This window comes from Rhizobium phaseoli, assembly GCF_001664385.1.
Classification (GTDB): Bacteria; Pseudomonadota; Alphaproteobacteria; order Rhizobiales; family Rhizobiaceae; genus Rhizobium; species Rhizobium phaseoli.
In genome coordinates this window covers 675,850-702,064 of record NZ_CP013532.1, presented here as the reverse complement: position 1 = coordinate 702,064, position 26,215 = coordinate 675,850, and the positions used below count along the sequence as shown (strand labels likewise).

General features: G+C 62.2%; 24 protein-coding genes. 8 read left to right on the top strand and 16 right to left on the bottom strand.

The features are described 5' to 3' along the window. Nucleotides 1-3: 3 nt before the first annotated feature. The 12 genes from visN to AMC88_RS03380 all read right to left on the bottom strand — a co-directional run bounded on the left by visN (nt 4) and on the right by AMC88_RS03380 (nt 11,449). Nucleotides 4-750 carry a transcriptional regulator VisN gene (visN, locus tag AMC88_RS03435; protein WP_012482670.1) on the bottom strand — a complete coding sequence of 249 codons (747 nt, stop codon included), beginning with the start codon at nt 748-750 and terminating at the stop codon, nt 4-6. Nucleotides 751-1,133: 383 nt separating this feature from the next. Then, nucleotides 1,134-2,825 carry a flagellar basal-body MS-ring/collar protein FliF gene (fliF, locus tag AMC88_RS03430; protein WP_064829857.1) on the bottom strand — a complete coding sequence of 564 codons (1,692 nt, stop codon included), beginning with the start codon at nt 2,823-2,825 and terminating at the stop codon, nt 1,134-1,136. A gap of 198 nt (nt 2,826-3,023) precedes the next feature. Beyond that, a complete protein-coding gene (cheT, locus tag AMC88_RS03425) occupies nt 3,024-3,413 on the bottom strand; it encodes a chemotaxis protein CheT (RefSeq protein ID WP_064824825.1) in 390 nt (129 codons plus the stop codon). A gap of 16 nt (nt 3,414-3,429) precedes the next feature. Further along, nucleotides 3,430-3,984 (bottom strand): chemoreceptor glutamine deamidase CheD, encoded by a 555-nt coding sequence (gene cheD, locus AMC88_RS03420; protein ID WP_012482667.1) that lies wholly within the window; start codon nt 3,982-3,984, stop codon nt 3,430-3,432. Next, nucleotides 3,981-4,370 carry a response regulator gene (locus AMC88_RS03415; RefSeq protein WP_004672258.1) on the bottom strand — a complete coding sequence of 130 codons (390 nt, stop codon included), beginning with the start codon at nt 4,368-4,370 and terminating at the stop codon, nt 3,981-3,983. Before AMC88_RS03415 ends, cheD begins: the two co-directional genes overlap by 4 nt. Continuing rightward, nucleotides 4,370-5,413 carry a protein-glutamate O-methylesterase CheB gene (cheB, locus tag AMC88_RS03410; RefSeq protein ID WP_004672257.1) on the bottom strand — a complete coding sequence of 348 codons (1,044 nt, stop codon included), beginning with the start codon at nt 5,411-5,413 and terminating at the stop codon, nt 4,370-4,372. Before cheB ends, AMC88_RS03415 begins: the two co-directional genes overlap by 1 nt. Then, nucleotides 5,410-6,318 carry a protein-glutamate O-methyltransferase CheR gene (cheR, locus tag AMC88_RS03405; protein WP_012482666.1) on the bottom strand — a complete coding sequence of 303 codons (909 nt, stop codon included), beginning with the start codon at nt 6,316-6,318 and terminating at the stop codon, nt 5,410-5,412. The genes cheB and cheR overlap by 4 nt, the downstream gene beginning before the upstream one ends. Continuing rightward, the gene (locus tag AMC88_RS03400) at nt 6,315-6,782 is read right to left on the bottom strand and encodes a chemotaxis protein CheW (protein WP_010021829.1); all 468 of its coding nucleotides are present in this window, start codon (nt 6,780-6,782) and stop codon (nt 6,315-6,317) included. The genes cheR and AMC88_RS03400 overlap by 4 nt, the downstream gene beginning before the upstream one ends. Before the next feature lie 4 nt (nt 6,783-6,786). Further along, entirely contained in the window at nt 6,787-9,075 is a 2,289-nt protein-coding gene (locus tag AMC88_RS03395) for a chemotaxis protein CheA (protein WP_012482664.1), read from the bottom strand. A gap of 17 nt (nt 9,076-9,092) precedes the next feature. Continuing rightward, nucleotides 9,093-9,458: a chemotaxis response regulator CheY1 gene (cheY1, locus tag AMC88_RS03390; protein ID WP_003570362.1), complete on the bottom strand. Its 366-nt coding sequence runs from the start codon at nt 9,456-9,458 to the stop codon at nt 9,093-9,095. Then, nucleotides 9,455-9,751 (bottom strand): STAS domain-containing protein, encoded by a 297-nt coding sequence (locus tag AMC88_RS03385; RefSeq protein ID WP_010022301.1) that lies wholly within the window; start codon nt 9,749-9,751, stop codon nt 9,455-9,457. The genes cheY1 and AMC88_RS03385 overlap by 4 nt, the downstream gene beginning before the upstream one ends. Nucleotides 9,752-9,814: 63 nt before the next feature. Further along, nucleotides 9,815-11,449 carry a globin-coupled sensor protein gene (locus tag AMC88_RS03380; protein WP_012482663.1) on the bottom strand — a complete coding sequence of 545 codons (1,635 nt, stop codon included), beginning with the start codon at nt 11,447-11,449 and terminating at the stop codon, nt 9,815-9,817. A gap of 623 nt (nt 11,450-12,072) precedes the next feature. Here AMC88_RS03380 and AMC88_RS03375 point away from each other — a divergent pair. Further along, nucleotides 12,073-13,494: an ArnT family glycosyltransferase gene (locus AMC88_RS03375; RefSeq protein WP_012482661.1), complete on the top strand. Its 1,422-nt coding sequence runs from the start codon at nt 12,073-12,075 to the stop codon at nt 13,492-13,494. A 211-nt stretch (nt 13,495-13,705) separates the two neighbouring features. Here AMC88_RS03375 and AMC88_RS03370 read toward each other — a convergent pair whose 3' ends face one another. Then, a complete protein-coding gene (locus tag AMC88_RS03370) occupies nt 13,706-13,966 on the bottom strand; it encodes a helix-turn-helix transcriptional regulator (protein WP_012482660.1) in 261 nt (86 codons plus the stop codon). 76 nt (nt 13,967-14,042) lie between these two features. Between AMC88_RS03370 and ybaL the strand changes: the two genes are divergently transcribed. From ybaL to AMC88_RS03350, 4 genes are all read left to right on the top strand, one after another. After that, a complete protein-coding gene (gene ybaL / locus AMC88_RS03365; RefSeq protein ID WP_012482659.1) occupies nt 14,043-15,869 on the top strand; it encodes a YbaL family putative K(+) efflux transporter in 1,827 nt (608 codons plus the stop codon). Between the two features lie 54 nt (nt 15,870-15,923). Further along, nucleotides 15,924-16,304 carry a hypothetical protein gene (locus AMC88_RS03360; RefSeq protein ID WP_012482658.1) on the top strand — a complete coding sequence of 127 codons (381 nt, stop codon included), beginning with the start codon at nt 15,924-15,926 and terminating at the stop codon, nt 16,302-16,304. An 84-nt stretch (nt 16,305-16,388) separates the two neighbouring features. Next, entirely contained in the window at nt 16,389-18,935 is a 2,547-nt protein-coding gene (secD, locus tag AMC88_RS03355; protein ID WP_012482657.1) for a protein translocase subunit SecD, read from the top strand. Nucleotides 18,936-19,104: 169 nt separating this feature from the next. Beyond that, nucleotides 19,105-19,821, top strand: a complete 717-nt coding sequence (locus tag AMC88_RS03350; RefSeq protein ID WP_012482656.1) for a sensor histidine kinase — start codon at nt 19,105-19,107, stop codon at nt 19,819-19,821. 2 nt (nt 19,822-19,823) lie between these two features. Here the strand turns inward: AMC88_RS03350 and AMC88_RS03345 are convergent, their stop codons facing one another. From AMC88_RS03345 to AMC88_RS03330, 3 genes are all read right to left on the bottom strand, one after another. Beyond that, nucleotides 19,824-20,261, bottom strand: a complete 438-nt coding sequence (locus AMC88_RS03345; RefSeq protein WP_010022093.1) for a response regulator — start codon at nt 20,259-20,261, stop codon at nt 19,824-19,826. Nucleotides 20,262-20,290: 29 nt separating this feature from the next. Next, a complete protein-coding gene (locus tag AMC88_RS03340) occupies nt 20,291-20,995 on the bottom strand; it encodes a helix-turn-helix transcriptional regulator (protein ID WP_012482655.1) in 705 nt (234 codons plus the stop codon). 480 nt (nt 20,996-21,475) lie between these two features. Further along, entirely contained in the window at nt 21,476-21,853 is a 378-nt protein-coding gene (locus tag AMC88_RS03330; protein ID WP_010022099.1) for a response regulator, read from the bottom strand. A gap of 194 nt (nt 21,854-22,047) precedes the next feature. Between AMC88_RS03330 and AMC88_RS03325 the strand changes: the two genes are divergently transcribed. Genes AMC88_RS03325 through AMC88_RS03315 form a run of 3 tightly spaced genes read left to right on the top strand, consistent with a single transcriptional unit; the run spans nt 22,048 to nt 26,201 of the window. Continuing rightward, nucleotides 22,048-24,189 (top strand): sensor histidine kinase, encoded by a 2,142-nt coding sequence (locus tag AMC88_RS03325; RefSeq protein ID WP_041683536.1) that lies wholly within the window; start codon nt 22,048-22,050, stop codon nt 24,187-24,189. Further along, nucleotides 24,176-24,601, top strand: coding sequence for a response regulator (locus tag AMC88_RS03320; RefSeq protein ID WP_004674503.1), 426 nt, complete (start codon nt 24,176-24,178; stop codon nt 24,599-24,601). Before AMC88_RS03325 ends, AMC88_RS03320 begins: the two co-directional genes overlap by 14 nt. Before the next feature lie 4 nt (nt 24,602-24,605). Continuing rightward, nucleotides 24,606-26,201, top strand: coding sequence for a response regulator (locus tag AMC88_RS03315; RefSeq protein WP_012482653.1), 1,596 nt, complete (start codon nt 24,606-24,608; stop codon nt 26,199-26,201). Nucleotides 26,202-26,215 lie beyond the last annotated feature (14 nt).

Sequence of the window (26,215 nt, the reverse complement as noted above, 5' to 3'; positions counted from 1 at the left end):
CCCTTATACGAGATTGTTGCGGACCGCGAAGGCAATGGCCTCCGACCGGGTCTTGGTCGCCGTCTTGCGCATCACGCTGGTGATGTAGTTGTTGATGGTGTTGCGGGAGATTCCGAGGATCATCGCGATCTCGTCGCTGGTCTTGCCTTCGGCGATCCAGAACAGGCATTCCAGCTCGCGGTCGGTCAGCTCGAAATCACGGTCGACCCTGGCGCCGCCGCAGCGAAGGAAGCTCGCGACATAGCCGGCAAGCAGACCGACATCCCGCAGCCGCTCCGGCGACAGGATAAACCCTTCGCCGAACAGGAACATCAAGGCCAGCCGCGAGCGGCCGACATTGAAAGTCAAAGAACAATATTGGCGGCTGGCGCCCTCCGGCACGGCGGCGCTCTCGGGCAGCAGCGCAAAATTCGGCTGGAAGACCTGCATGCATTTTTCCAGCTCGGTGGAGCGGGCATAGCCGCTGACGAGATCGTTGGCGATGTCCTTGACCAGGTCGAAGGGCCAATCCGAGGAGACGACGAAATCGAGGCCGCTTTCCTGAATGAGATCACAACGCGCCAGCAGATAGTGCGAAGCGCCGACATATTCCGTCAGGGCGCGCAGACCGGACTGCAACCTGCCAGTGCTGGCGACGCTGTGCAGCCGCTGAATCAATTCATCGCGCGGCAACAGAGCCGGCGCCACTGCGCTTGCGAAATTCATCATCTGCTTCTCGCCTTTGCTCGCCTGAAATATGCTCATATCCATTGGCAACGTCCTGCGGCTGAGAAACGATCACACTCGGTGCAACGGCAATTTTTCTGTAAAGGATTCAATTCATGTCCCGCTGGAATCCCATTTCGAATCACCCAAGGGTAAGCCAGCCGGTGTAAAGTACCATCTCCGACTTCTAGGGATTTACTTTCTCCGCCGTCCATGCACTGATTCGAATGCCGATCATGCCTCTCAAGACATAGTGGAGGCTACGGTGATTCTGGCTGTACCGCAACTTGATTCGCGTTTTACGCGAGTGAGCTTCGGCAGCTTTATCCACCAGCGGCGGGCCTTACTGACCTTTGTGGGGCCAGGCAAGACCCCTTACCGGAAAGATCCGGTATGGACGTGAAAAAGGCCGGTTTCCCGGCCTTTTCTTATGCTGCGTCGTCGATCGCCCATTTCCTGAGGATTTTCGCGGCGCGCTCCTCGTTGATCTCGACCATGCGGGCGAGCTTGCGTTCCGGGCCCTCCTTGACGCGGCGGTTGAAGTTGCCGTCGTCGTCGCCAAGGCTGAGCAGGTCCTCGGTGCTGTCGAAGCCGAAGTCGGATCCGAAGCCGTCCATGAGAGCGCCTCCGGGCGCGCCTACCGCCGGCGCGAAGTCCGGCAGCTCGAGGCCGGCCGCTTCCGGCGGGGCGTCGCCGAGGACCGCGCTTGCACCATTGCCGCTGACGCTGCGGACCAGCGGGCGCAGGCCCATCCAGACCACCACGAAGGCGACGGCGACGAAGGCGAGCGAGTTGATGATGCCGGCAAGATTGCGGCTCAGCATGTCCATGACGCGGACACCGCCGGTGGCGTCTTCGAGCAACTGATTTTCGAGGAAGTCCATGGCGGTGACGGTGACGACGTCGCCGCGCTTGGCATCGATGCCGGCCGCCGAAGCGACGATCTTCTGCATTTCAGCGAGATAGGCGTCGATCTTGGCCTGATCGGCCGGCTCGCCGACCATCTTGGCGATACGGCCCTTGTTGACCACCACGGCGATCGACAGCTTTTCGACCTTGTAGCTGTTGCGGGTCGTCGCCGTCGTCCTGCTGTTGATTTCGTAGTTGGTCTGCTCTTCGCGCTTGTCGGACTTGTCCTGCGATTCCGGGCCACTGGCGCCGCCGGCGTCAGGAGCTGCTTGCGGAATGTTCTGTTCGACGGTCGTCGCGTTGTCGGACTGCTTCTGCTGCGACTGCTGGGCTTCCTTGGTCGAGCGTACCGAGCGTTCGACCTTGGATTCGGGATCGTAGGTGGTTTCCTGGATCTGCTGGGCGTCGGTGTTGAGGTCGGCGGTGACGCTGGAGCGGAAGTTGTCCATGCCGAGGAACGGCGCTAAGGCCTTGTCGATGTTGGATTCGACTTCCTGTTGAACATTCTGGACGATGTTGAGCGAGCGGTTCAGCGAGCTGTTGCTCGCCTCGTCGCCGGACGCGAGCAGCTGACCGGCGGAATCAAGAATGGTCACGTCATCGACGTCGAGCCCCGGCACGGCCGAGGCGACGAGGTGGCGGATCGAGGTCGCGGCGCTGCGCCCGGTGGCCGCACTCGCACGAATCATGACGGAGGCCGTCGGTTTCTGCTCCGCCTTCCGGAAATTCCCGACCTCCGGCATGACAATATGCACGCGCGCGGCTGTTATGCCCGAGATCGACTGAATGGTGCGGGCGATTTCGCCTTCCAGCGCGCGAACCCGCGTCACTTCCTGCATGAAGGAGGTCAGGCCGAGCGAGCCGACATTGTCGAAGAGTTCGTAACCGGCATTGGCACTGTTCGGCAGGCCGCGCTCGGCAAGCATCAGGCGGGCCTTGCCCGTCATGCCCGCCGGTACGGAGATGCTGGCGCCGTCCGTGCCGACCTGAAAATTGATATTGGCTTCGGCAAGCGCCATGCTGATCTGGTTGAGATCGGGAGCGTCGAGGCCGACGTAAAGCGTTTCCTGTGCCGGCTTGTTGACGAAAAGAGCGGCCGCAAGGATGATTGCGATGGAAAGGGCGCCGACGCCTCCCAGAATCATCAGGCGCGTCCGGCCCAGGGCGCCAAAGTTCTTAAATATCTGAACTAATTGATTTAACAGATTCATTCTGTTCTCGCACGATCCGTCAAAGACAAAGCAGGCTTATTGCCTCATTTGACGAATAATCGGCGAAACTTGTGCGAGCGTTTCGTGGAGCGCGCGCGGGAGCGATAGGCCGACGCCTGCCATGCAGCGATTTTGCGAGAGCGACCCGGTGAAACCAAGGCCCAAGGCGGGAGAAGCGAAGTCGATAGATAGCGCGCGTCAGAAGAAATCGAAGTCGCCAGCCGCCTTGCTCAGCGGCTGGGAATGGCCATGGCGGGTGGCGCCGCCCAGCGCCTTCTGCATTTCCGCCAGCTTGACGAGGCTCAGCGCAGTTGCGACGTCGACGGTCCAGCCGAGCGGGATTTCGCTGGTGATCGTGTCGATGAATTCAGCAAGGCCGCGCGATTTCTGCACCGCCAGATCGATGCCCTGCATGACCTTCATGGCGTCAGGCGAATTCAGAACTTCGGCGCCGCCGAGCTCGAGAAGCTGCGGCTCGATGCGCTCGATCAGGTAGGCGACATCGTGCAGTTCGGACACGATGCGCATCAGGATGTCGCTCAGCGCTTCGACAGGCTCGGGCGGCTCCATCACCGGGTTAAATGTCATATCAAAATCCTTGCCATCAAAAAAATTCGATACTGGTTTCGACGGGCTTCTGCGGAGCGGCGGGACGCTGCTCGAGAGCGACGGTTCTCTGGGTTTCGGCGCCGGTCAACGGATATTGCCGGGCACGGCCGGAGACCGGCCAATATTCGAGTTTGCGCCCATGCTCTCCACCGGTCGAGGAGCCGACCACCGGAATGCCTTCATCCCTCAGGAACTGCATGGCGAAGGCCGCGTTCTGCTCACCGACGTTGGAGAAGGTCGAGATCGTCTTGGCGCCGCCGAAGATCTTTGCCTCCAACCGGTCGCGCCGGGCGCCCTGCTTCAGGAGACCGTTGATCAGCAATTCCATGAGATGCACGCCATAGCGCGTGGCATCCCCGCCTGATGTCGGCGACGTCGCCGAACCGGGCAGCAGAAAGTGGTTCATGCCGCCGATGCCGGCGACAGGGTCTCTGAGGCACGCAGCCACGCACGAGCCGAGAATGGTCGAGAGGACCGCATTCGGATCGCTCAGAACCTTATACTCGCCTTGAATGATGTGCACGCGGCGGGCTGCCCCCTCAGTGATCATTTCAAGGCTCCAAACACGGCTTCGATGGCCGCTTTCATCTTCTCGATCGTGAACGGCTTGGCGAGCACGTTGTTGGCGCCGAGCTGGGCTGCCTTCTGCACCAGCGCGCGATCGCCCTGGGCGGTCAAGATGATGAAGGCCGCCTTCTTGGTGTTCGGGTTGGTACGCACGGCCTGAAGGAAACCGATGCCATCCATCTTCGGCATGTTGAAATCCGAGATCACCAGATGATGCGGCTGCTCGGTCATGATCTTCATGCCCTGCTCGCCGTCGCCCGCCGACGTGATCTGCTTGAAACCGAGCTGTGTCAGCGCGTCGCTGAGCAGCAAACGGCTCGTTACCTGATCATCGACGATCAGAACTTTGATTTTCTCCGCGATCGACATTATTCGGTCCCTTCCTTTCGGGCGGCTGTCATTTTCAATATTTCCTCACCGATGGCAGACAGTGGCAGCTGCTGCTCAACGGCGCCAAGTTCGTGCGCAACCCTTGGCATTCCGTAAACGACACAGGTTTTTTCGTTCTGGCCGAGGGTTCTGGCCCCGGCGTGACGCATTTTCAGCAATCCGGCGGCGCCATCACGGCCCATTCCGGTCAGGATCACACCAACAGCGTTGCGGCCGGCCAGTTCCGCAACCGAATCAAAGAGCACATCCACCGAGGGGCGGTGACCATTGACCGGCGGGCGGTCGACAAGGCGGCAGCACGGCGCCGAAGCGCCGGTGACCTGGAGATGACGTTCGCCTCCGGGCGCCAGATAGATCTTGCCGATTTCGAGACGGGCGCCGTCGGTCGCTTCCTGCACCACCGGCGCGCAGAGCCGGTTCAACCGTTCGGCAAAGCTCTTGGTGAAGGTCGGCGGCATGTGCTGGGTGATCACCGTCGGAGGGCAATTGGCCGGGAATTTCTGGAGGACGGCAATCAGCGCTTCGACGCCGCCCGTCGACGAGCCGATCGCGACGATCTTGCGGCCGACGCGGAAATCGGCGACGGAAGGCGGCGGCGTGGCGGCCACCACCGGCTGGGAAAACTGGCGCTGGGTGCGGGCGGCGGCCTTGACCTTCTCGGCGAGGTCGCCGAAGGGCCTGGGTTCGCCCGGTCCCGGCTTGCCGACGCAGTCGAATGCGCCGATCTCAAGGGCTGCCAGCGTCGCCTCGGCGCCGCGATGGGTCATCGTCGACACCATGATGACCGGCATCGGACGCAGCGTCATAATCTTTTCGAGAAAATCGAGGCCGTTCATATTCGGCATCTCGATGTCGAGCGTCACGACGTCGGGGTTCAGGCGTTTGATCGCCTCGCGCGCTTCCAGCGCGTCGCCGGCCTGGCCGATGACATTGACCTCAGGGTCCGAACTCAGAACGGCCGTGATCAGGCCGCGCATCGTCGGCGAGTCGTCAACAACGAGAACCCGTGCCGGCGCGCTCATGCCTTCCTCCCGAGACCCTTGGTCGTGTAGCGATAGGTCGTGATGCCGATATTGTCGAAGACGTGCTTCGCCTCGCCGGACACGCGCTCGGAATGACCGATATAGAGATGGCCGCCCTCCGGCAGCAGGCCGGCGAAACGCTGCCAGATCTTCATCTGCGTCGGCTCGTCGAAATAGATGACGACGTTGCGACAGAAGATGACGTCGAACTTGCCCTTGAAGGGCCACTGCGCCATCAGGTTCAGCTCATTGTAGGTGATCAGCCGCTTGACCCGGTCGTCGACCTGGAACTTCCTGCGGCCCTGCACCTCGACCTCGCTGAACCATTGCTTGCGCATGGCGGGCGACACGGTTTCGAGCGCGCTCTCGTCATAGGCGCCGGCCCGGGCGATCGCCAGGATTTTCGGATCGATGTCGGTTGCCAGGATCTTGAAGTCGTAATCGGCGACATTCGGCATCAGCGACAGCACGGTGAGCGCGATCGAATAAGGTTCCTGCCCGTCGGAGGAAGCGGCCGACCAGATACGCACCCTGCCGCCGGCTCTCGCCCGCTGCAGAAGCTCCGGCAGCACATGATCGCGCAGATGCTCGAAATGATGATTTTCGCGGAAGAAGCGGGTGAAATTGGTCGTCAGATGCGACAGCATTTCGCGGCGCGGTGCGGCACCCGCAGGGGACGCGACGAGTTCGCAATATTCCCGGAAGCCGGAAAGGCCGAGATTGCGGATATGTTTCGACAGACGCGAATAGACGAGCGAAGCCTTCGTCTCATTGAGGAAGATGCCGGCATCCGAGTAGATCATGGCGGCGATTTCCGTGAGGTCGCGGCGGGTCAGCGGATATTCTCCGCTCGCCAGCACCTCGTCGGCTCCCAGCCTCTGATCCTTTGCACCCATTGCACTCATGCGGCTTCGCTTTCGGTCTCGGAAAAGAGGGCTTCAAGTTCGATCAAGCAGATCATGCGCTTGTCGATGGCAAGAATGCCTCGGGCAAATTGGCGCTCGAGGTCGGAGGAGATTTCCGGCGTCGGCTGGATAATCTGGTCAGTCACCGTCAGAATGTCGGAGACGGCATCGACCAGGAGGCCGACAACCTTGCGACGGACCTGGGCGACAATGATGACATGACGAGCGGTCGGATCGGCCGGCTTCATGCCGAGGCGGGCGGCGAGATCTATGATCGGCAGCACCGCGCCGCGCAGGTTGATGACGCCAAGCATATAGGCAGGCGAGTGCGGCATCGCGGTCGCCGGGGTCCAGCCCCGGATTTCGCGAACCGACATGATGTTCACGCAAAATTCCTGATCGCCGATGCGGAACGCGATCAACTCGCGGTCCCCTTCGTTCAGACTTTTTACGGAATACGACATTGCCTTACCCTACCGCTGCCAACGACATTTCCGCTTTGAGCGACTGGCCACGCGAAGCGCCGACAACCGCGTCGACATCCAGGATGAGAGCCACGCGGCCGTCGCCGAGGATGGTGGCGGCGGCAATGCCCGGCACGTGGGTGTAGTTGGCTTCCAGGCTCTTGATGACCACCTGGCGCTGTCCCTGGATGGCATCGACCATCAGGGCGCGCTGGCCGCCGCCTTCGGATTCGACCAGAAGCGCCACACCCTCGACCGGATTGGCCTGAGTCGCGCGGAAATTCAGGATGCGGCCGACATCGACCAGCGGGCAGAAAGAGTTGCGGATCGAGATCAGCCGGTGGTTGGCGCCGAAGGAATGGATCGCAGAGGCTTCCGGCTGCAGGGTTTCGACGATCGCGGTCAGCGGCACGACCAGCGTCTGGCCGGCGACGGTGACCACCATGCCGTCGAGGACGGCGAGCGTCAGCGGCAGGCTCATGGTGAAGACCGAACCGTGGCCAGGCTTCGAAGTAATGTTGATGCGTCCGCCGAGTGCCTGGATCGAGCGCTTGACGACGTCCATGCCGACGCCGCGGCCCGAGATGTCGGAGATCTTGTCGGCGGTCGAGAAGCCCGGCAGGAAGATCAGGTTGTCGATTTCCTCGTCCGACAGGTTGGCGTCGGCCGGGATCAGGTCATTGTCGATCGCCTTCTGGCGAACCTTCTCGCGGTTGATGCCGGCGCCGTCGTCGGCAAGCTCGATCAGGATGCGGCCCGAGCGATGCTTGGCGGTGAGGCGGACGGTGCCTTCGGTGTTCTTGCCGGCGGCTGCGCGCTTTTCCGGTGTTTCGATGCCGTGGTCGACGGCATTGCGGATCATGTGGGTCAGCGGCTCGGCCAGCTTGTCGATGACGGTCTTGTCGACTTCGGTGTTTTCACCTTCGGTGATCAGGCGGATCGACTTGCCGGTCATGTCGGCGATTTCGCGGACGATACGCGACATGCGCTGGAAGACCGGCTTCACCGGCTGCGCGCGGATCGCCATCACCGAGTCCTGGATCTCGCGGGTGAGTTGCTGCAGCTCTTCGAGGCCCATGTTGATCGAGGAGGTGCCGGTCGTGTCGTTCTCGATGACGCTCTGCGACAGCATCGCCTGGTTGATGACCAGTTCGCCGACGAGGTTGATCAGGCGATCGACACGGTCGAGATCGACGCGGATCGTCTGGCCGGCACCGGCGGCATTGTTCTGGGCGGCGGCATTTGCTGCAGCCGCTGCTGCGGCGGCTGCCGATTCCTTCTTTTCGACGCGGGCGGCGGCAGCGGCCATTTGCGTGACGTTGGATGCGGTTTCGGCGGCGGCAACGGCCGCAGCCGTCTCGGCGGCGGCAGCGCCGGAAACGTCTTCGGCTGCGCCGGTTTCGTCCAGGATCGACAGGTCGAAGGGAACCGGCACCATCGGCAGTTCCTCATTGGCGCCTGTGTTGCCTGCCGCTTCGTCGACCGGCTTTATCGTCAGGTCGCAATCCCATTCGGCGAATTCGAAGACGGTGCGGATGGCGTCCTCGCCCTTGTCCGTCTTGATCGTGACGTTCCAGAAGAAATAGGCGCCTTCCGGATCGAGCTCCTCGAGGCCCGGCAGCTCGTCCATGTTGCAATAGATGGTCATCTCGCCGAGACGGGAGAGGTCGCGCAGCAGCAGGGTGGCGTCGTTGCCCTTGGAATAGAGCTCGAAGCGCGGTTTGAACGTGACTTCATACGCCGGCAAGTCGGAGCCCGCTTCGTCGCCGCCGAAATCGTCGAAGGAGAAGGGGATCGGCTGGAAACCGCTATCGTCGGTCGGCTTGGGAGCGGGTGCCACAGCAGCCGGCGCGGGTTTTGCGGCGGCCTTCGGCGCAGGCGCCTCTGCGGCGGCCGACGGAGACGGCAATTCGCCGTTGGCCAGTGCTTCCAGCTCCTTGACGAGGCCGCGGCTGCGGCTTTCATCGACGCTGCCGCCGTCGCGTGCGGCATTGGTCAGGTCGGCGAGCACGTCGGCCGACTTCAGCATCACCTTCAGGACGTCCTGGGTCGGCTCGAGCTTGTTGGAACGAACGCAATCGAGAGTGGTCTCGAACACATGGGCGAAGGCAACCAGATCATCAAGGCCGAAGGCGCCGGCGCCCCCCTTGATAGAATGCACGGCACGGAACACCGCATTGACGGTTTCCGGATCGCGATCGCCATCGTTCATTTTCAGAAGACCGGATTCCAGCTCGGCGAGCTGTTCCTCGCACTCCTGGAAAAAGATCTCTTTGATTTCGTTCATATCCATAGGAGCAAATCCTGGGTTTAAGCGGTTACACGCTCAATTGCATCGATCAGCTTGGCCGGGTCGAAAGGCTTGACGATCCAGCCCGTGGCGCCGGCCTGGCGGGCGCGGTTCTTCTTTTCCGCGTCGCTCTCGGTCGTCAGGACCAGGATCGGGATCGCCCGATATTTCTCGTTGCGGCGGACACCCTCGATAAAGCCGAAACCGTCGAGGCGCGGCATGTTGATGTCGGTCACGATGACGTCAGGATTGGACTCTTCGAGAACCTCGAGACCCTCGACGCCGTCTTCCGCCTGGATCGTCTCGAAGCCGGCATTGTTCAGCGTCACGAGCAGCATGTTTCGGATGGTGCGTGAATCATCCACGGTCAGTACTTTTTTCTTCATTGCCGAATCTCCTTGGCAAGCAGGTGGTCAATATTGACGCCAACCAGCTGCATGGTTTTTTGAAATGCGTCGGACACCTGGGAGAAGGTGAACGGCTGCTTGTCCTGCGCCCAGGTTTTCTCGGCGGACATCAGGACCTGTGCGCAAAGAGCACCAATCCGCTCAACGCCGGATGCGTCGATCGAAAGACCGCTGCCCCTGAACGAAAGGAGTTTTTCACGCAAGGCGGAAGCCTCGTTGAGGTCGAGCACCGCTGTCAAATTCAGCGTCTTGCCACTCTTCTTTGCTACCATCAGCTTGTCCTTGTCCCCTTGTCCCCGGCCCGAAAAGATGAGCTGAGGCGATAATCCGATAGGTTAGTAAACATTCCGCCCACCTCCGACGCTTGCGAACGCCTGGGGAAGGCCAAAATCGTCATTTTCATATTCGCCCTCGACCGCAGCGGCGCGGGCAGCGGCATCGATGGGACGTGAAGGCGCCACGCGGACCGGCGCCGACCGGCCGGCATGGGCGTTTTCGCGCGCGACGCGGAATTCGCGAACCGTCCGGCCGAGCTCGACAATGACCGTGTGGAGATCGTCGGCGCCGTCAGCCGAGCGCCCCGCAAAGCCGGCGCTATCGGCCACTTCGGCGCCCAGGCCCTTCACCTCGGCGGTGACGCCGTCGAGGCTTGCGGCGTGTTCACCGGTCCTCGTGGCGATGCCTGATATGGCGGCATTGATGTCGGTGACCTGGCGCACGATGCTGCCGATCGAATCCTGCGTGCGGCCGACCATCTGCACGCCGGCGTCGACCTGCGCCTTGGTGGTGGTCACCAGCGTCTTGATCTCGCGGGCGGCCTCGGCCGAGCGCTGAGCCAGCGCCCGGACCTCCTGCGCGACCACGGCAAAGCCGCGGCCGGAATCACCGGCACGCGCCGCTTCGATGCCGGCATTCAGCGCCAGAAGATTGGTTTGGAAGGCGATCTCGTCGATCGTCCCGATGATCTGCCCGATCTTTTCGGCCGACTGCTCGATATCGGCCATGGCGCTGATCGCGCGGCCGACGACCTCGCCGCTTTCCTCGACGGTGGCGCGCGTCGAGGCGGCCGCCTGTTCGGCGGCGCGGCTGTCGGCGGCGCCGTCACGCACGCTGCCGGCAATGCCGGCAAGGGTAGCGGCGGAAAGCTGCAGCCGGTCGGCTTGGCCGGACGCCGTGCCGGCGAATTGCCGCGACAGGTCCGCAAGCGACGCCGTTGCCGCTTCCGCCTTGACGGTGCGCCCGGTGATATCGGCGAATTCGGCCTGGAGACCATCCAAGGCGCCGTTCAGCGCAGCGGCGATCCCGGCATAAGCGCCGTCGACGTCGACGGGAGCGCGCCGCGTCAGATCGCGGGCGGAAAGGCCTTCAATGACATCGCCGAAAATCCTGACGATCTCGGCCTCGTTATCGGCGCGCTGATCGGCAAGCGCGCGGTTCTGGGCGGCGCGCAGCGCATTGAAGCGGAGCGACACGGCGATTTCCACATCGACCATGACGATGCGGATGATTGCCGTCATCAGCTCGGAGATTTCGCGGCTGCGGCGCTTGGCCGACGGCAGCAGCGGCCGGCCGGCGATCTCCGCGGCGAGGCCGGAAAGGACATGCTCCAGCATGACGCCGTGACCGGCCACATGCCAGCGCGGGTCGAGGCCCATCTTGCTTTCGGTATCGGAGAGAACCTTGACACGCTCGGCATAGAGGCTGTCGAAGCGGGCATCGGTCAGCACGTCCCAATGCGAGGACTGCAGATCATGCAGGCGTTCGACCTGGCGCTCGCTCTCGAAATTACGCGAGGCATCGGGGAATGACTGGAACCGGTGAAAGATATCCCTGAGACCTGCCTTCAGATGCGCTTCGAGGGCCGGCCGGTTGCGACGCACCAACTCGCACTGATCGGCATCGAGACCGGCAAAACGCAGGCGGTCGCGCAAGCTGCCTGCCTGCGCTCCACGAGCCTGATCTGATGGCATGTCCTGCCTCAACGCCTGTCCCCGACCCACTGTCCAGGCGGATGCCTGGTTAAAAACTTTCGCAGCATCCGGTGAACGCCAAGCGTGGAGACGGTCCTCTCCACCGGTGGCAACCGGCGGATCGAGCCCCCTGATCAGCTATGTTTCGGAGCTGTCTGAAGAGATGGATACCGGATCAACCGGTACGGCGGGACGGCGTCATGCCTGGTGGGAACGAGTGCATCTTCCCATTCCGACGTGTAAACCAATGTTTATGGTTAATTCCTTGCCTGAAGGTTAATAAGCCATTCCGCCTTGCCTGCTTTTGAAGCAATTCAAGCCTGTTGGCATGAAATACTGCTGCGCAGTTGCACGTCTGCTACAAGGCACACGCAAGCTCCGTGTTATAGGCCAGTCGACAACCAAGACATGACGTCGACAAGGACAGAGCAATGATTGTTCTCGGATTGGGTTCCTGCTTGATCGCAATGGGCGTGCTCGCAGCCATCGCCCGGCTCGATTTTCTCGCGGCAAACCGCGACATCCGCATGCTTCGGGTGTTCTAAGTCCCTTCCCCGTTGGCAGTCCGGCGCCTTTGGTGTAATCGCACTCGCGCCTTTCATGTCAGCGGAACACTCAAGTTCATGTCCCCCAGATCTGGTCTTCTCATCGTTCTCGGCTTCACGCTCTGGCGCGTCGTCACGCTCTATTTCGATGCGACGGACCTTTTCGTCGACGAGGCGCAGTACTGGTTCTGGTCGCAGAATCTCGATCTCGGCTATTACTCCAAGCCGCCGATGATCGCCTGGGTGATCCGGACGATGACCGAGTTTTCCGGCTCAAATGCCATCTACTGGATCAGGCTCTGCGGACCGCTGATCCACATGGCGGCAGCACTGGTGTTGATGAAGGTTGCCAAACGTTTCGTCGGGCCGGAGATCGAGGGCTGGACGGGCGCCACCTATATCACCCTGCCAGGGGTGGCGCTTTCCTCGGTGTTCTTCTCGACCGACGTCATCCTGCTGTTCTTCATCGCCATTGCCCTGCTTGCCTATTTCGGCCTGACCCAGCGGCGCTCGGTCGGGCTGGCGCTCCTCATGGGCCTCGGGGTCGGCCTCGCCTTCCTGACGAAATATGCCGTGCTGTTCGTCGTTCCGGGCGGCGCACTCGCGCTGCTTCTCATTCCGTCAGCGCGCATCGCCATCCGGGATTTCGTCATTGCCGTCGCGGTCGCGGCGGTCGTTGCCCTGCCGAACATCTGGTGGAACCTCAAGCACGACAATACGACGGTGCGCCATACGCAGGACATCGCCCATTGGAGCGACCTCGGCATCAATCTCCGCCGCGGGCTTGAATTCTTCGCCGCGCAATTCGGCGTCGTCGGGCCGATCATCTTCTTCGCGATCCTCTGGGCGGTCTACCGCATGATCAGGGGCCGGAGCGACGACCGCGAGAAGATGCTGGTCTGGCTGTCGATGCCGGTGGTGGCGCTTATCACCCTGCAGGCGACGGTCGCCAAGGCCTATGCCAACTGGGCCGTGACCGCCTATGTCGCGGGGACGATCCTCGCTGTCTGGCTGCTCTATCGGCTGTGGCCGAAAGGCCTCAGGTTGTCGCTCACCATCAACGGCGTCGCAAGCCTGCTGTTTCCGCTGGCGACGATCTTTCCGCAGCAGGTGCTGCTGCCGAATGGCGACGAATTGATGAAGCGCTATCTCGGCCGCGCCGACGTCAGCCGCGAGGTCGCGGCGCTCGCCGATCAGGCCGGCACCGACATCATCGTCACCAACAACCGCGACATGGTCGCCGATCTTTTCTATACGCTGCGCGACGCCTCCTACCGGATCTATGCGCGGGCGCCGGCTGGCCTTCCGGAGAGCTATTACGAGCAGGAATTCGCCCTGCCCGCCGAGACGACCGGCAAGGTGCTTTTCCTGACGGACGGCCCCCTCGCCTGCGCGACCGAGACGCCCGAGATGCTGAAGAACTGGCAGCCCGCCGCGGGCTACTACAAGGGCAAGACGCTCTACATCTACAAAGTCTCGGCCAGCTGCCTGGCGCCCTGAATCCGGTTTAGAGCCTTTCCTGGTTAGATTGAAGCATTCTGTTGGCTCAAACGGAGTCGGATGGTCGACCGGCCCCCCGAAGGGCCGGGCATCTCTAGCCAGGATCAGAGGCGATCGGCTCGGACATACCTTGGGGTATGCCCATCGCCAATCGCCTCTGCCCGACGAAGACCTGCTCCGGCAGAATGCTTCAATCTAACCAGGAAAGGCTCTAATCCGGCCGATCGGGCAGGCAGAGGCCGGTGCCCGCGCCTTCGATTTCGACAAACCTGACGCCGCCCTGTTCAAAGGCGAGGCGCAGCTGCGCCTCCGTGGCCCGGTGGATGTCGTGGTGGCGTCCCTCGTAATCGCGGATGGTGCTGCGCGAGACTGCGGCCCTGTCGGCCAGGTCGGCCTGAGTCCAGTCGAGCAGGCCGCGCGCGGCGCGGCAGAGAGCGGGCGTGAGAATTGTCGCCCTTGCGCCTTGACCCATGATTCAAATCACCCATATTGGTCGATATCGACCATATATGTTATAATAAGCAGGATTTCCAGATCGGGAGACGGTAATGCCACACGACACGCCCTTGATCTCGACAATCGTCGGCGGCCTCGTGCTGGCTTTCATCTTCGGCGCGCTTGCCCATCGGCTGCGCATGCCGCCGCTCATCGGCTATCTCATCGCCGGCGTACTGGTTGGGCCACATACGCCGGGTTACGTGGCTGATCAGAGCCTGGCCCCGGAGCTTGCCGAAATCGGCGTTATCCTCCTGATGTTCGGCGTCGGACTGCATTTCTCGCTGAAAGACCTGATGTCGGTGCGCGGCATCGCGCTGCCCGGCGCGATTGCGCAGATCGCCTTCGCGACGCTGCTCGGCTGGGGGCTTGGCGCCCTCATGGGGTGGCCGACCGGCGGCAGCCTGGTGTTCGGCCTGGCGCTTTCGGTCGCCTCCACCGTCGTGCTGCTGAAGGCGCTGCAGGAGCGGCGCCTCGTCGAGACGGAGCGCGGCCGCATCGCCGTCGGCTGGCTGATTGTCGAAGATCTCGCCATGGTGCTGGCCCTGGTGCTGATCCCGGCGGCAGCCGGCATCGGCGGCGAAGGCCATGCCCCCGCCGAGCCGCTTTCGGCCGGACTGAACCGCCTGTTCGACGTCAACCTCGGCATCGGCGGCATGATCGCCATGACGCTGGTGAAGGTGGCGCTGTTCGTGGCGCTGATGCTGGTCTTCGGCCGCAAGCTCATTCCCTGGACGATGCATCGCATCGCCCATACCGGCTCGCGCGAGCTCTTCCGGCTTGGGGTGCTCGCCATCGCACTCGGCGTCGCCTTCGGCGCGGCCAAGCTCTTCGGCGTGTCGCTGGCGCTCGGCGCCTTCTTTGCCGGCATGGTGCTGGCCGAAAGCGAACTCAGCCATCGCGCCGCCCAGGAAAGCCTGCCGCTGCGCGACGCCTTCGCCGTGCTCTTCTTCGTTTCGGTCGGCATGCTGTTCGACCCGAATATATTGATCGACAGACCGCTGCCGATCATCGCGACCATCTTCATCATCGTCATCGGCAAATCCGTCGCCGCCTTGCTGATCGTGCTCGCCTTCAAGAAGCCGCTCGCCACGGCGCTGACGATTTCGGCGAGCCTCGGCCAGATCGGCGAATTCTCCTTCATCCTCGCCGCCCTCGGCGTCGACCTCGGGCTGTTGCCAGAGGAAGGCCGCGACCTGATCCTGGCCGGCGCCATCATCTCGATCATCCTCAATCCGCTGCTGTTCTTCCTCTGCGACCGCATGCGCCCGCTGCTCGAGGGCGCAAGACGCGAGGAAAACCCAGCCGAGCCCGCTGTTGCGCCCGCCGAGGAAACGGTCCCGACTGAGAATGATGACGAGGTGCATCCGAGCAGCCTCCACGGCCATGCCATTGTCGTCGGTTACGGGCGGGTCGGCAAAATCGTCGGGCAGAACCTGAAATCGGCGGGCACGCCCTTCCTCGTCATCGAGGATTCCGACAAGCGCGTCGGCGAGCTGAAAGCGCAGGGCATCGAAGCCTTCCTGGGCAATGCGGCGGCCACGGAGACGCTCGATCTTGCCAATCTGCCGGCGGCGCGCAGCATTGCGATCGCCATCCCGAACGCCTTCGAGGCCTGCCGCATCGCCGAGCAGGCGCGCAGCGCCAATCCATCCATTCTCATCGTCGCCCGCGCCCATTCCGACGCCGAAGTCGAGGCGCTGAAGCAATATGGCGCCGACACCGTCATCATGGGCGAACGCGAAATCGCGCTGGGTATGGTTGACCGGCTCGCTCAAGTGCATCATGAGAGTGTGGCCTATGAAGACAGTGCCTATGAAGACAGTCATGGGCCTGATACAATTATCGCGACGGACGACCCTCCGCCGGAAAGAGAATGAAAGATTGGCGCGCTTTTGAGCCGATACGGGAGTGACATCGCCGGGACGGAGGAGATGGAGCTGGACCAGCGCCGTCTGACGAGCCGTATCGCTGCTTCCCTGCTCTTCGCCGTCCTTGCCTATATCGGCTTGCTTTTCGGCGGCAATCTCGTCATCGCGCCGACCACCGCCGTCAACACGCTTTCCTCGTCCGGCCGCGATCCGCAGCCGCCGCAACTGAGCGCGCGAGAGGCCGTGCGCGGGGTGCTTGCCGCCGAGCGTAAGCTTGCGCCGAAACAGGCCGCCTACGATGCCGGGTCGCCTGCCCTTGCCGCCGCCCCGACGGTCGATTTCGCCGGCTGGAACAGCGCCTCCCCTCTCCCGGCATTCGAAGCTCCGCTTCGTGCTTCAGTTTTCAGGGCCCATCAGCCGCGCGCACCGCCGGCCGCTGCCTGACATTGCGCCAAGCGGCGCTTCCGACAATTGACGACATGCCGCCAGCGCCCGAGCGCCGGCTTTGGATTATCTAAGGAATACAACATGCGCAATTCACCATGGCTGGTGTTCACCTATTCGGTGATCATCATAATCGGCCTATTGATCGCTCTGCCGAATGCTCTGCCGCAATCCACCCTCCAGCGGCTGCCGTCTTGGCTGCCGCATGAGCAGGTATCGCTCGGCCTCGATCTCCGCGGCGGTTCCCACCTCGTCCTCGAAGTCGACGAAGCCGACCTGACCAAGGAACGGCTGCAATCGCTGCTTCAGGACGCGCGCCGCGTGCTGCGCGAAAAGGGCATCCAGCCGAAGGCCGTCGTGCGCAGCCAGAACCAGATCGTCGTAACGCTCGCCGATGCCGCGCAGAGCGATGCGGCCGTCACCGATCTCAAGACACTCGCCAATCCGATCAGCACCGGCCTCAGCGCCGGCCAGGCGGATCTCGCCGTCACGGCGAACGGCGCCACCATCACCATCGGCTTCTCGCCGGCCGGCATCTCCGCCAATGTCGACAATGCCGTCCAGCAGAGCCTGGAAGTCATCCGCCAGCGCGTCGACCAGGTCGGCGTCTCCGAGCCGACCATCCAGCGCATCGGCGCCAACCGCGTGCTCGTGCAGCTGCCCGGCGCGCAGGATCCGACGCGGCTGCGCCAACTTCTCGGCTCGACGGCGAAAATGTCGTTCCACATGGTGGCGCCGAACAACCAGCCCGGTCCTGGTATCACCATGATGCAGGACGAAGAGGGCCGGTCCTATGCTGTTCTTGACCGTGTCGAAATCTCCGGCGACCGCCTTTCCGATGCCCGCGTCAGCTTCGACCCGAACACGCATGAGCCGGTCGTCAGCTTCCGCTTCGACAGCGCCGGCGCCACCCGCTTTGCCGATATCACCCGTCAGAATGTCGGCAATCCCTTCGCCATCGTCCTCGACGACAAGGTGCTGAGCGCCCCCAATATCCGCGAACCGATCACCGGCGGCTCCGGCCAGATCTCCGGCAACTTCTCGGCCGACAGCGCCACGACACTCGCCGCCATGCTGCGCGCCGGCGCCCTGCCCGCCAAGCTGACGGTCATCGAAGAGCGCACGGTCGGCGCCGACCTTGGCGCCGATGCCATCAAGATGGGCATCTATTCCGGCATCGTCGGCTTTGTCCTCGTCGCAGCCTTCATCTTCGTGCTCTACGGCACCTGGGGCATCCTGGCGAACGTGGCGCTGCTGATCCACACGATCCTGACCTTCTCGGCGCTGACGCTGGTCGGCGCAACTCTGACGCTGCCTGGCATCGCCGGTGTCGTTCTCGGCATCGGTCTGGCGGTCGACGCCAACGTTCTCATCAACGAGCGCATCCGCGAAGAAACGCGCAAGGGCCGGAGCGCCTTCGCCGCCATCGACACCGGCTTCCGTCGTGCCTATTCGACCATCATCGACGGCAACATGACCGCACTGATCGCTGCCGCCATCCTGTTCTGGTTCGGCTCGGGACCGGTGCGCGGCTTTGCCGTGACCATGGCGCTCGGCCTGATCATCTCGATGTTCACCTCCGTCGCCTTCGTGCGCGTCGCAATGATCGAGATCACCCGCCGCAGCAAGATGAAGGTGCTGCACATCCGGCCGCTGATCCCGTTCAGCCCCTACGACAAGCATATCCAGTTCATGAAGGCGCGCTTCTTCGGCGTCACTGTTTCGGCGCTGCTGTCGATCGCCTCCATCGTGCTGTTCATCCATCCCGGCCTCAACTACGGCGTCGACTTCCGCGGCGGCATCCAGATGTCCGTCAAGACCCAGGGAACGGCCGATCTCGCCAAGTTCCGCGAGGGTCTGGACAGTCTCGGCCTCGGCGAAATCACGCTGCAGTCCTTCGGCGGCAACAACAGTATCCTCGTTCGCGCGCAGCGCCAGGAGGGCGGCGAAGAGGCGCAAACCGCGGCGGTGACCAAGCTGAAGGCCGAAGTCGCCAAGATCGATCCGACCGCCACCGTCGAAGGCACCGACGTCATCGGCCCGAAGGTCAGCGGCGAGCTCGCCTCGGCAGGCATCCTGTCGGTGGTGATCGCGAGCTTTGCCATGCTGATCTATATCTGGGCGCGGTTCGAATGGCCGTTCGCCGTCGGCGCCATCGTCACGTTGGTGCTCGACGTCACCAAAGCAATCGGCTTCTTCGCCATCACCGGCCTCGACTTCAATCTGACGGCCATTGCCGCCATCCTGACGCTGGTCGGTTACTCCGTGAACGACAAGGTCGTCGTCTATGACCGCATGCGCGAAAATATGCGACTCTATAAATCGATGCCGCTGCGCGAGATCATCGATAAGTCGATCAACGAGACCCTGGCGCGAAGCCTCTACACCAATGCGACGGCCTTCCTCGCCCTGGTGCCGATGGCAATCTGGGGCGGCAGCGCCGTCTCGAGCTTCGCAATTCCGATGGTCTTCGGCATTCTCGTGGCCGGCGCCTCGTCGATCTTCATCGCCGCACCCATCCTGCTCTTCCTCGGCGACTGGCGCCGCCGCCACGCCAAGGCGCCGGCAACCGATGCGGGCGTCGATATCATCCCGCCGGAAGAGGGCCGCTCGCGCAAGTCGGCGAGCTGAAACGGGTTGTTAACGCATCCTTGAACAGGGCGCCGGTTGCAGAGCCGGCGCCCTCTTTTTATGATTGCCTATTGCCAAGATAAAATTATGCATCAAATCAAGCTATTACAGCGTCCACCGCGCATTTGAAAAAGCGCGGCGCCGCAGCAAAGATCGGGAAAACCATCAGATGTCACCCAACCCGACGAGACCGCTCGAGACCACTGTTGCCGGCGACACCGAAGAGCGCATCAAGCGCTTTCTCGCCACCGCCTCGCACGATCTGCAATCGCCGCTGCGCCATATCGCCATGTATGCCGAGCTGCTGCTCGACGATCTCGAGGAGACGCTCGACAGCGAACAGCTTCAGAGCCTCAGGATGATCATGGAAAAGGCGCAAGCCGCGCAGCACCTGACCAAGGCATTGATGAGCCTTGCCGGCGGAGCGCCTCAAGTGTCGCCCGAGGTGGTCGACCTCAAGGCGCTGGCCGAACGGATCTGGAACGAGCTGGTGGATGAGACGGGCGCCGGCGATGCCACCCTTGCCTGCCAGGACCTGCCCTCCATCCGCACCGACCCTACGCTGTTCGGCATGGTGCTGCGGCAGCTGATTTCCAATGCCCTCACCTATCGCGGCTCATCGCCGCCGCAGGTAGCGATCGCGGCAGCGCAAGAGGGGGCGACCTGGCTCATCCGGATTTCCGATAACGGATCGGGCATCGATCCTGCCCATCGCGAGCGGATCTTCGAGCCCTTCTGGAAATTGCCGAAGGCGGGAGCCGTCCCCGGCGCAGGCCTCGGCCTGACGATGGCGCAGGAGATTCTGACGGCGCTTGGCGGCGATATCCGCCTTGACCATTCGGACGAAAGCGGCAGCCGCTTTACCATCCGCCTGCCGGTCGCGTGAGACTAAATGCTGTAGTCGTCCTTCCAGAAATCCGGCACGTCGTAGGTCACATATTCGCGGATGATGTGCTGCAGCGTCTGCGCGTCGATTTCGTCCTTGCCGATGCGGAAGTCGACGCCGTAATCGGGAAACTCCTGGAAATAGCCGCCCGATATATCGGTCGAGACGACGCCGATCGGGCCGGTATAGCCGATGCCGCGCAGTTCCGGCACCGTCTCACGGAAGTCGGCATTGGGCAGAAGGCGGTTGTCGAGCAGGATGAGATCGAAGCGCGCCGCACGGATCTTTTCCAGCGCGTCGCCGATCGACGGCGAATATTCGACTTCGACCAGCGGCTCGGAGAGATCGGCGATCTTCTTTTTGAGCGCGCGGAATTCGATGAATTCGTCGTCGACAAAGAGAACCTTTACCGCGTTCTTTCGGACCGTTTCGCTGGTCATCTCATTTTCCCCAGTCCCAAAGTCCATGTTCACGACACCAAACCGTTTCTCAGGGCGATCGCCACCATGTGGACGCGATTCACTGCGTCGAGTTTGCGCGCGGCCGCGGTGATATGCGAATTGACCGTGTGTTCGGACAGACCAAGAATGATGGCGATTTCCGCCGAGGTTTTGCCTTCGCTCGTCCATTTGACGATTTCCGCCTCGCGCTGAGTCAGCCGTCCGGACATTTCGTGCGTCAGGATTTCCTCGTAGAGCTTGTCGAAAATCCGCATGGCGTCGAGAAGCATGTCGGCGATCTCGCCCTGGTCCGGCTCTTCACGCACGCCGCTCAGCACCAGGCAATATCGCCGCCCTTCCGGTGTGAACAGCGGGATGAAAAGGAAAACGCCGCTGCGGAACTCGTTAAACAGGCGATCGGAGGGGTAGGCAGCCGGCTCAGCGCTCCTGCCATGGACCGGCGTTGCCAGAAACTGGGCGCTCTTTGCCCGGACATTCCCGAGCGCCTCCCTCAACGTCGCGATGAAAAGGCCGACGCGGCGCTCGGGGACATTGGTGATGACGACATCACGTTCACCGAAAGGAGCCGACGCTTCGGAAATGCGGGCAAGCGCGAAATTGTCGAAGTGATAATGCTGCGCCGCCGCTTTCAGCAGACGGAAAAAATCGGTGCGATTGATCGCCCGGCTCAGCTCCGGTCCAGCATGAAAAGGAGTTGCCGCGGCATTGCTCATTCCCAACCTTCCTCTCCTCCCGCCTTGCCCCCGATCCCCAAATCTTGGGATATACGTCTTAAAGGCGAAGAGCTACAAAAATTGCGAGACGGTTGATGAGAGATATCGAAACGGGGACTTTCGGTACGCAAGGCGGATATCATCAGTTATCTCAACTACAGGTGATGCACGGGCAGATTATACTGAGGGGCAGTAGTTCTTACCTGGGTGTCGTAAATCTTCACGCGTTCAACATCCATGAGTGCGGGAAGGCAGTGCCAGACGTAAGCGCGAGAGAGCCGATAGGCCCATTCAGCTAAGGGGTTGGCTGAAGTTCGTGGCGGCGAACGCGGGCCCATTCGGTTCTCTCAGCGCTTATTTTTCATTCTGTCCGCTTCGTTTCGGTTGCATCTTGGGATGCACACTCGGCCTTGTCAATTGCGGTTTGTCATATCGCCCGGACGAATGCCAGGAAACGCACCATCGGGTTTTCTCCGTTTCCTACACTTCAAGATTGAGAAGGATCGCGGCGAGGTCCAGCGGCTTCTCAAGGTAAAAATCGGCACCGGCCTCGAGCGCGCGGGCGCGATCCTCAGCGGCATCCGATCCGCTGCAGATCGCCAGCCGCATCGCGCTGAAGCGATCGTCGCCGCGCAGACTGCTCACCAGGCCGATGCCGCTGTCGAGCGGCATATAGAGATCGGCGACCAGCAGCTCCGGCGGAGCCCAGCCTTCCGCCACGCGCTGCTTCAGCGCTTCCAGCGCCGTCTCGGCCGTCGAAAAACAGAACAGATCGACGTCTATCTGCTGCTTCCTGCGGATATAGTCGAGATAGAAGAGATCATCCCTGCTGTCGTCGACGTAAACGATGGTAGGCATTCAGCACCACGATTTGGATATTGTTCGAATGAACCTCGCTGTCCTTCGACCGCACGATATCGCGATTTCACAAAAATTCGATCCATCTTATCGAAAAATCATTTCGCAAAAAGCCCGGCGACAGCTTCGCCTGCCTATTGAGTATTCCTCGATTTCGGAAAAAATGGCCCCGCGAACCGAGGGAGGATACACGGGTGCAGGATAAGGGCAACGTGGACCCGCAGGATCAGCGAAGGCGGCGCTATCGCGCCTTCGCGATCGCTGTCGGCTGCCTGATGTTGCTTCTCGGTGTCGGCGCCCTGGCCGGCTGGCTGTTGCAGATCGCGATCGTTATTTCGCTGATCCCCGGCTTTCCGTCGATGGCCTTCAACACCGCGCTTGGCTTCGTGCTTTCCGGCGTCGGACTTGCCGCCTCGATGCTGTCCGACCGCCGCTCTCGCATAGCGGCAACTGTGATGGCAGGGCTTGCAGCGGCGATCGCGGCCGCCCGGCTGGTGGAAATCGCCACGTTCGGCCGGCATTTCCACAATATCGACCTGCTGATCTCGCAGTTGCTCGTTCCGCCCGACTTCATCGCTGCGATCGGCGGCGGCATGGGCCCCAACACGGCGCTGATCTTCCTGATTGCCAATCTTTCGCTGCTGCTTTCCCTCCACCTCGAGAACTCGAAAAGCCAGGTGGTGCAGGAGCTGACCAGCTATGTCGTCATCACGCTCGGCATGATCGCGCTCGCCGGCTATGTCACCGATGCCGAACAGGGTTATCGATGGGGACCTTATGCGGCGATGGCGCTGCATACGGCGATCGGCATGGTGGTCTTCGGCTGCGGCCTTGTTGCCCGCTCCTGGTGGATGCAGCCGGCAAACCGGGCGCAGATCCCGCTGCTGATCCCGGCGGCGGTCTGCTTTACCGCCCTTCTCGTCGATCTCTATACGCCGCTTGGCCTTGCCAACGGCATTCTCTACGTGCCGCTGGTGCTGACGGCCCTCTGGTTCGGCAACAGAAATGCGCCGCTGTTCTTCGCCTTTACCTGCACCGTGCTGCTGATGCTCGGCTTCTTCGCCGTCAGGCACGACGAGGCGTCGTTCTGGCAGGAGATCGCCAACCGCACGATCACCGCCGCCACGCTGTGGCTGATCGCAATCCTCGTCTTCTATTTCCTGCGCAACAACCACAATCTCGAGGCTGAACGCATCCGCTTCGGCGCGCTGGTGCGCAGTACGCCCGACGCCGTCATCGTCATTGATGGGCGTGGAACGATCAAGAGTTTCAATCCGGCGGCCGAAAGCATGTTCGGCTATGCCCCGCAGGAGACGATCGGCCGGAACATCAAAATGCTGATGCCGGAGCCCTATCATTCCGAGCATGACGGCTATCTCACCCATTACCGGCAGACCGGCGAGGAACGCATCATCGGCACGACGCGCATGGTCTCCGGCCGGCGCAAGAACGGCATCGTCTTTCCGATCGAGGTGTCCATCAGCGTCGTCTTCAGCGGTGAGACAAAGACCTTCGTCGGCATCGTTCGCGACATCAGCGAGCGCGCCCGGCAGGAAGAGCGGATGAAAACCACGCTTGCCCAGCTCGAGGCCTATACAGCCGAACTCGAGCGCAGCAACCACGACCTCGATGAATTCGCCTACATCGCCTCGCATGATCTGAAGGAGCCGCTGCGCGGCCTGCACAACCACTCCCGATTTCTCCTCGAAGATTATGAGGACAAGCTCGACGATGACGGCGTGCGCCGGCTGAACCGTCTGGTGCGTCTCAGCCAGCGCATGGAAAAGCTCGTCAACGACCTGCTTTACTTCTCCCGGCTGGGGCGACAGCAGCTGGCGGTCAAACGCACCGATATCGGCCTGATCGTCAAGGATGTGGTTGCGACGATGGAACTCCTGCTGGAGGAGCGGCATGCCAGGGTCGTCATCGACGGCCGGCTGCCGGAAGTCGTCTGCGACGCGCCGCGGCTGACCGAAGTGTTCCGCAATCTCATCACCAACGCCATCAAATACAACGACAAGCCGGCGCCGCTGGTCTCGATCGGCTATCTCGAACGCTATGTCGGCGGGGACGGTACGATCGCCCGCAACGTGTTTTTCGTTAGGGATAACGGCAAAGGCATACCCCGGGAATTCCATGAGGATATTTTCCGCATTTTCAAACGTCTCGAAAAGTCGCAAGATTCCGACGACGGGACCGGAGCAGGCCTCACCTTCGTCCGCAAGATCATCGCGCGGCACAACGGCGATATCTGGCTGGAATCCGAAGTGGGCGCCGGCACCACATTCTATTTCACCCTGGGAAAAAAACGCGAGGGGCAGAATGCAGCAGCGTGACACGCAACCGATCCTCATCGTCGAAGACAGCGAAGACGATTTCGAAGCGACGATGCGCGCCTTCAAGCGCACCAACCTGCGCAACTCGATCCGCTGGGCAGCCTCCGGCCAGGAAGCGCTCGACATGCTTACGGCGATGGTGCCGAAACCCGGGCTGATCTTGCTCGATCTCAACATGCCGGGCCTTGACGGCCGCAAGACGCTGGAGGCGATCAAGTCGAATGACGGCTGGCGCAAGATCCCGGTGGTGATCCTGACGACCTCCGACGACGAGCGCGACATCGAAGGCTGCTATGCGCTCGGTGCCAATACCTATGTGCAGAAGCCGGTCGATCTCGACGGCCTCTTCGCCGCGATCCAGCGGCTGAAGGAATACTGGTTCGAAATCGCGATCTTGCCGCTCGAGGACTGACGGTTTGGCGGACGACTGCTGCATTCTCATCATCGACGACAATATCGACGATCGCGAAGTCTATCGCCGCATATTGGGCCGCGTCTCCAGCACCGCCTATACCGTCGTCGAGGCGGAGACCGGCGAAGAGGGGCGCGCGCTGAACGGGCGCAAGCGGCCGGACTGCATCCTGCTCGACTATTCGCTCCCCGGGCGCGACGGGCTCGGCGTGCTTGCCGATATCTTGGAGGACGATCCGGCCGCCAATGTCATCATGCTGACCGGCCAGGGCAGCGAGACGGTTGCCGTCGAAGTGATGAAGGCCGGCGCGCGCGACTATCTCACCAAGGATTCGCTGTCGCCCGAAACGCTGCACCGCTGCATCCAGAACGCCATCATGCACGGCATGCTGGAAGCACAGCTGGAGCAGAAGCGGCAATCGCTCGAGATCTTCACGCGCGCCATGGCGCATGATCTGAAGGAGCCGCTGAGGACGATCAAATCCTTCAGCCGCATCCTGCACGGTTCCGCAGCACTTCCGGCCGAAGACCGGGAACTGCTCGATTATGTGCTCAGCGCCGCCGACCATATGGAAGACCTGATCGTCAAGGTCTCCGGCTTCACTAAGCTCGAAGCCTATGGCGGGCCGGCGCTGATGCCGGTCTCGCTGCCGGATGTGCTCAACCAGGTGGAGGACAATCTGCGCCAGCAGATGGAGAGCCGCGGGGCGGTGATCATTCGCGGGGCGCTGCCGGAGGTCATGGGCGATGCGACGCTGCTGGTCCAGCTTCTGCAGAACCTGGTGTCGAATGCCATCCGCTATTGCGATCGAAAAGCTCCGGAGGTGACGATCTCAGGCGAAGCGCAGGGGGATACCTGCCGGCTGACGGTGCGTGACAACGGACCGGGTATCGACCCCGAGCACCGCGAGCTGATCTTCCAGCCGTTCAAGCGGCTGGTCGGCCGCGGCATCGAGGGCACCGGGCTTGGCCTTGCCATCTGCCGCCGCATCGCGCAGCTGCATGGCGGCTCGATCTGGTGCGAACCGGAGAAGGGGCCCGGCGCCACCTTCATCGTCGAAATACCGCTTGCTGCAGCGCGGCCCGCGCCGCCGGCCGCATCGGCCGTTCCGCCGAGCGCCAAGCCTGCGGAACAGCCGAGCGAAGGTTCCGGCCGGCTTGCCGAAGTGCTGCTCGTCGAAGACAGCCCGGCCGACATCCAGATTCTGAAAATCAAGCTGATGCGGCGGGAGAAAGTGACCTTCAACCTGCATATCGCCACCAACGGACGCGAGGCGATGCGGCTGCTCGAAGAGCGCGCCGGCATAGCCGACCTGCCGCAGATCGACCTGATGCTGCTCGACATCAACATGCCGATCATGGACGGCTTCGAGGTGCTGAACGCCCTTTCGGCTGACGCGCGACTGAACCGGATTCCCGTCTGCATTCTCAGCACCTCAAGCGACGAGACCGACATGCAGCGGGCCAGAAATCTCGGCGCACGCGCCTATATGGTCAAGCCGCCGACCCTGCAGCAATTGGAAGAGGCACTCGAGGATGTCGATCATTTGGAGTTGCTGCAGCGCGGCGATTCGCTTGCGCTTTGTGCGGAACAAAACTAAGCGATGGTCATTGG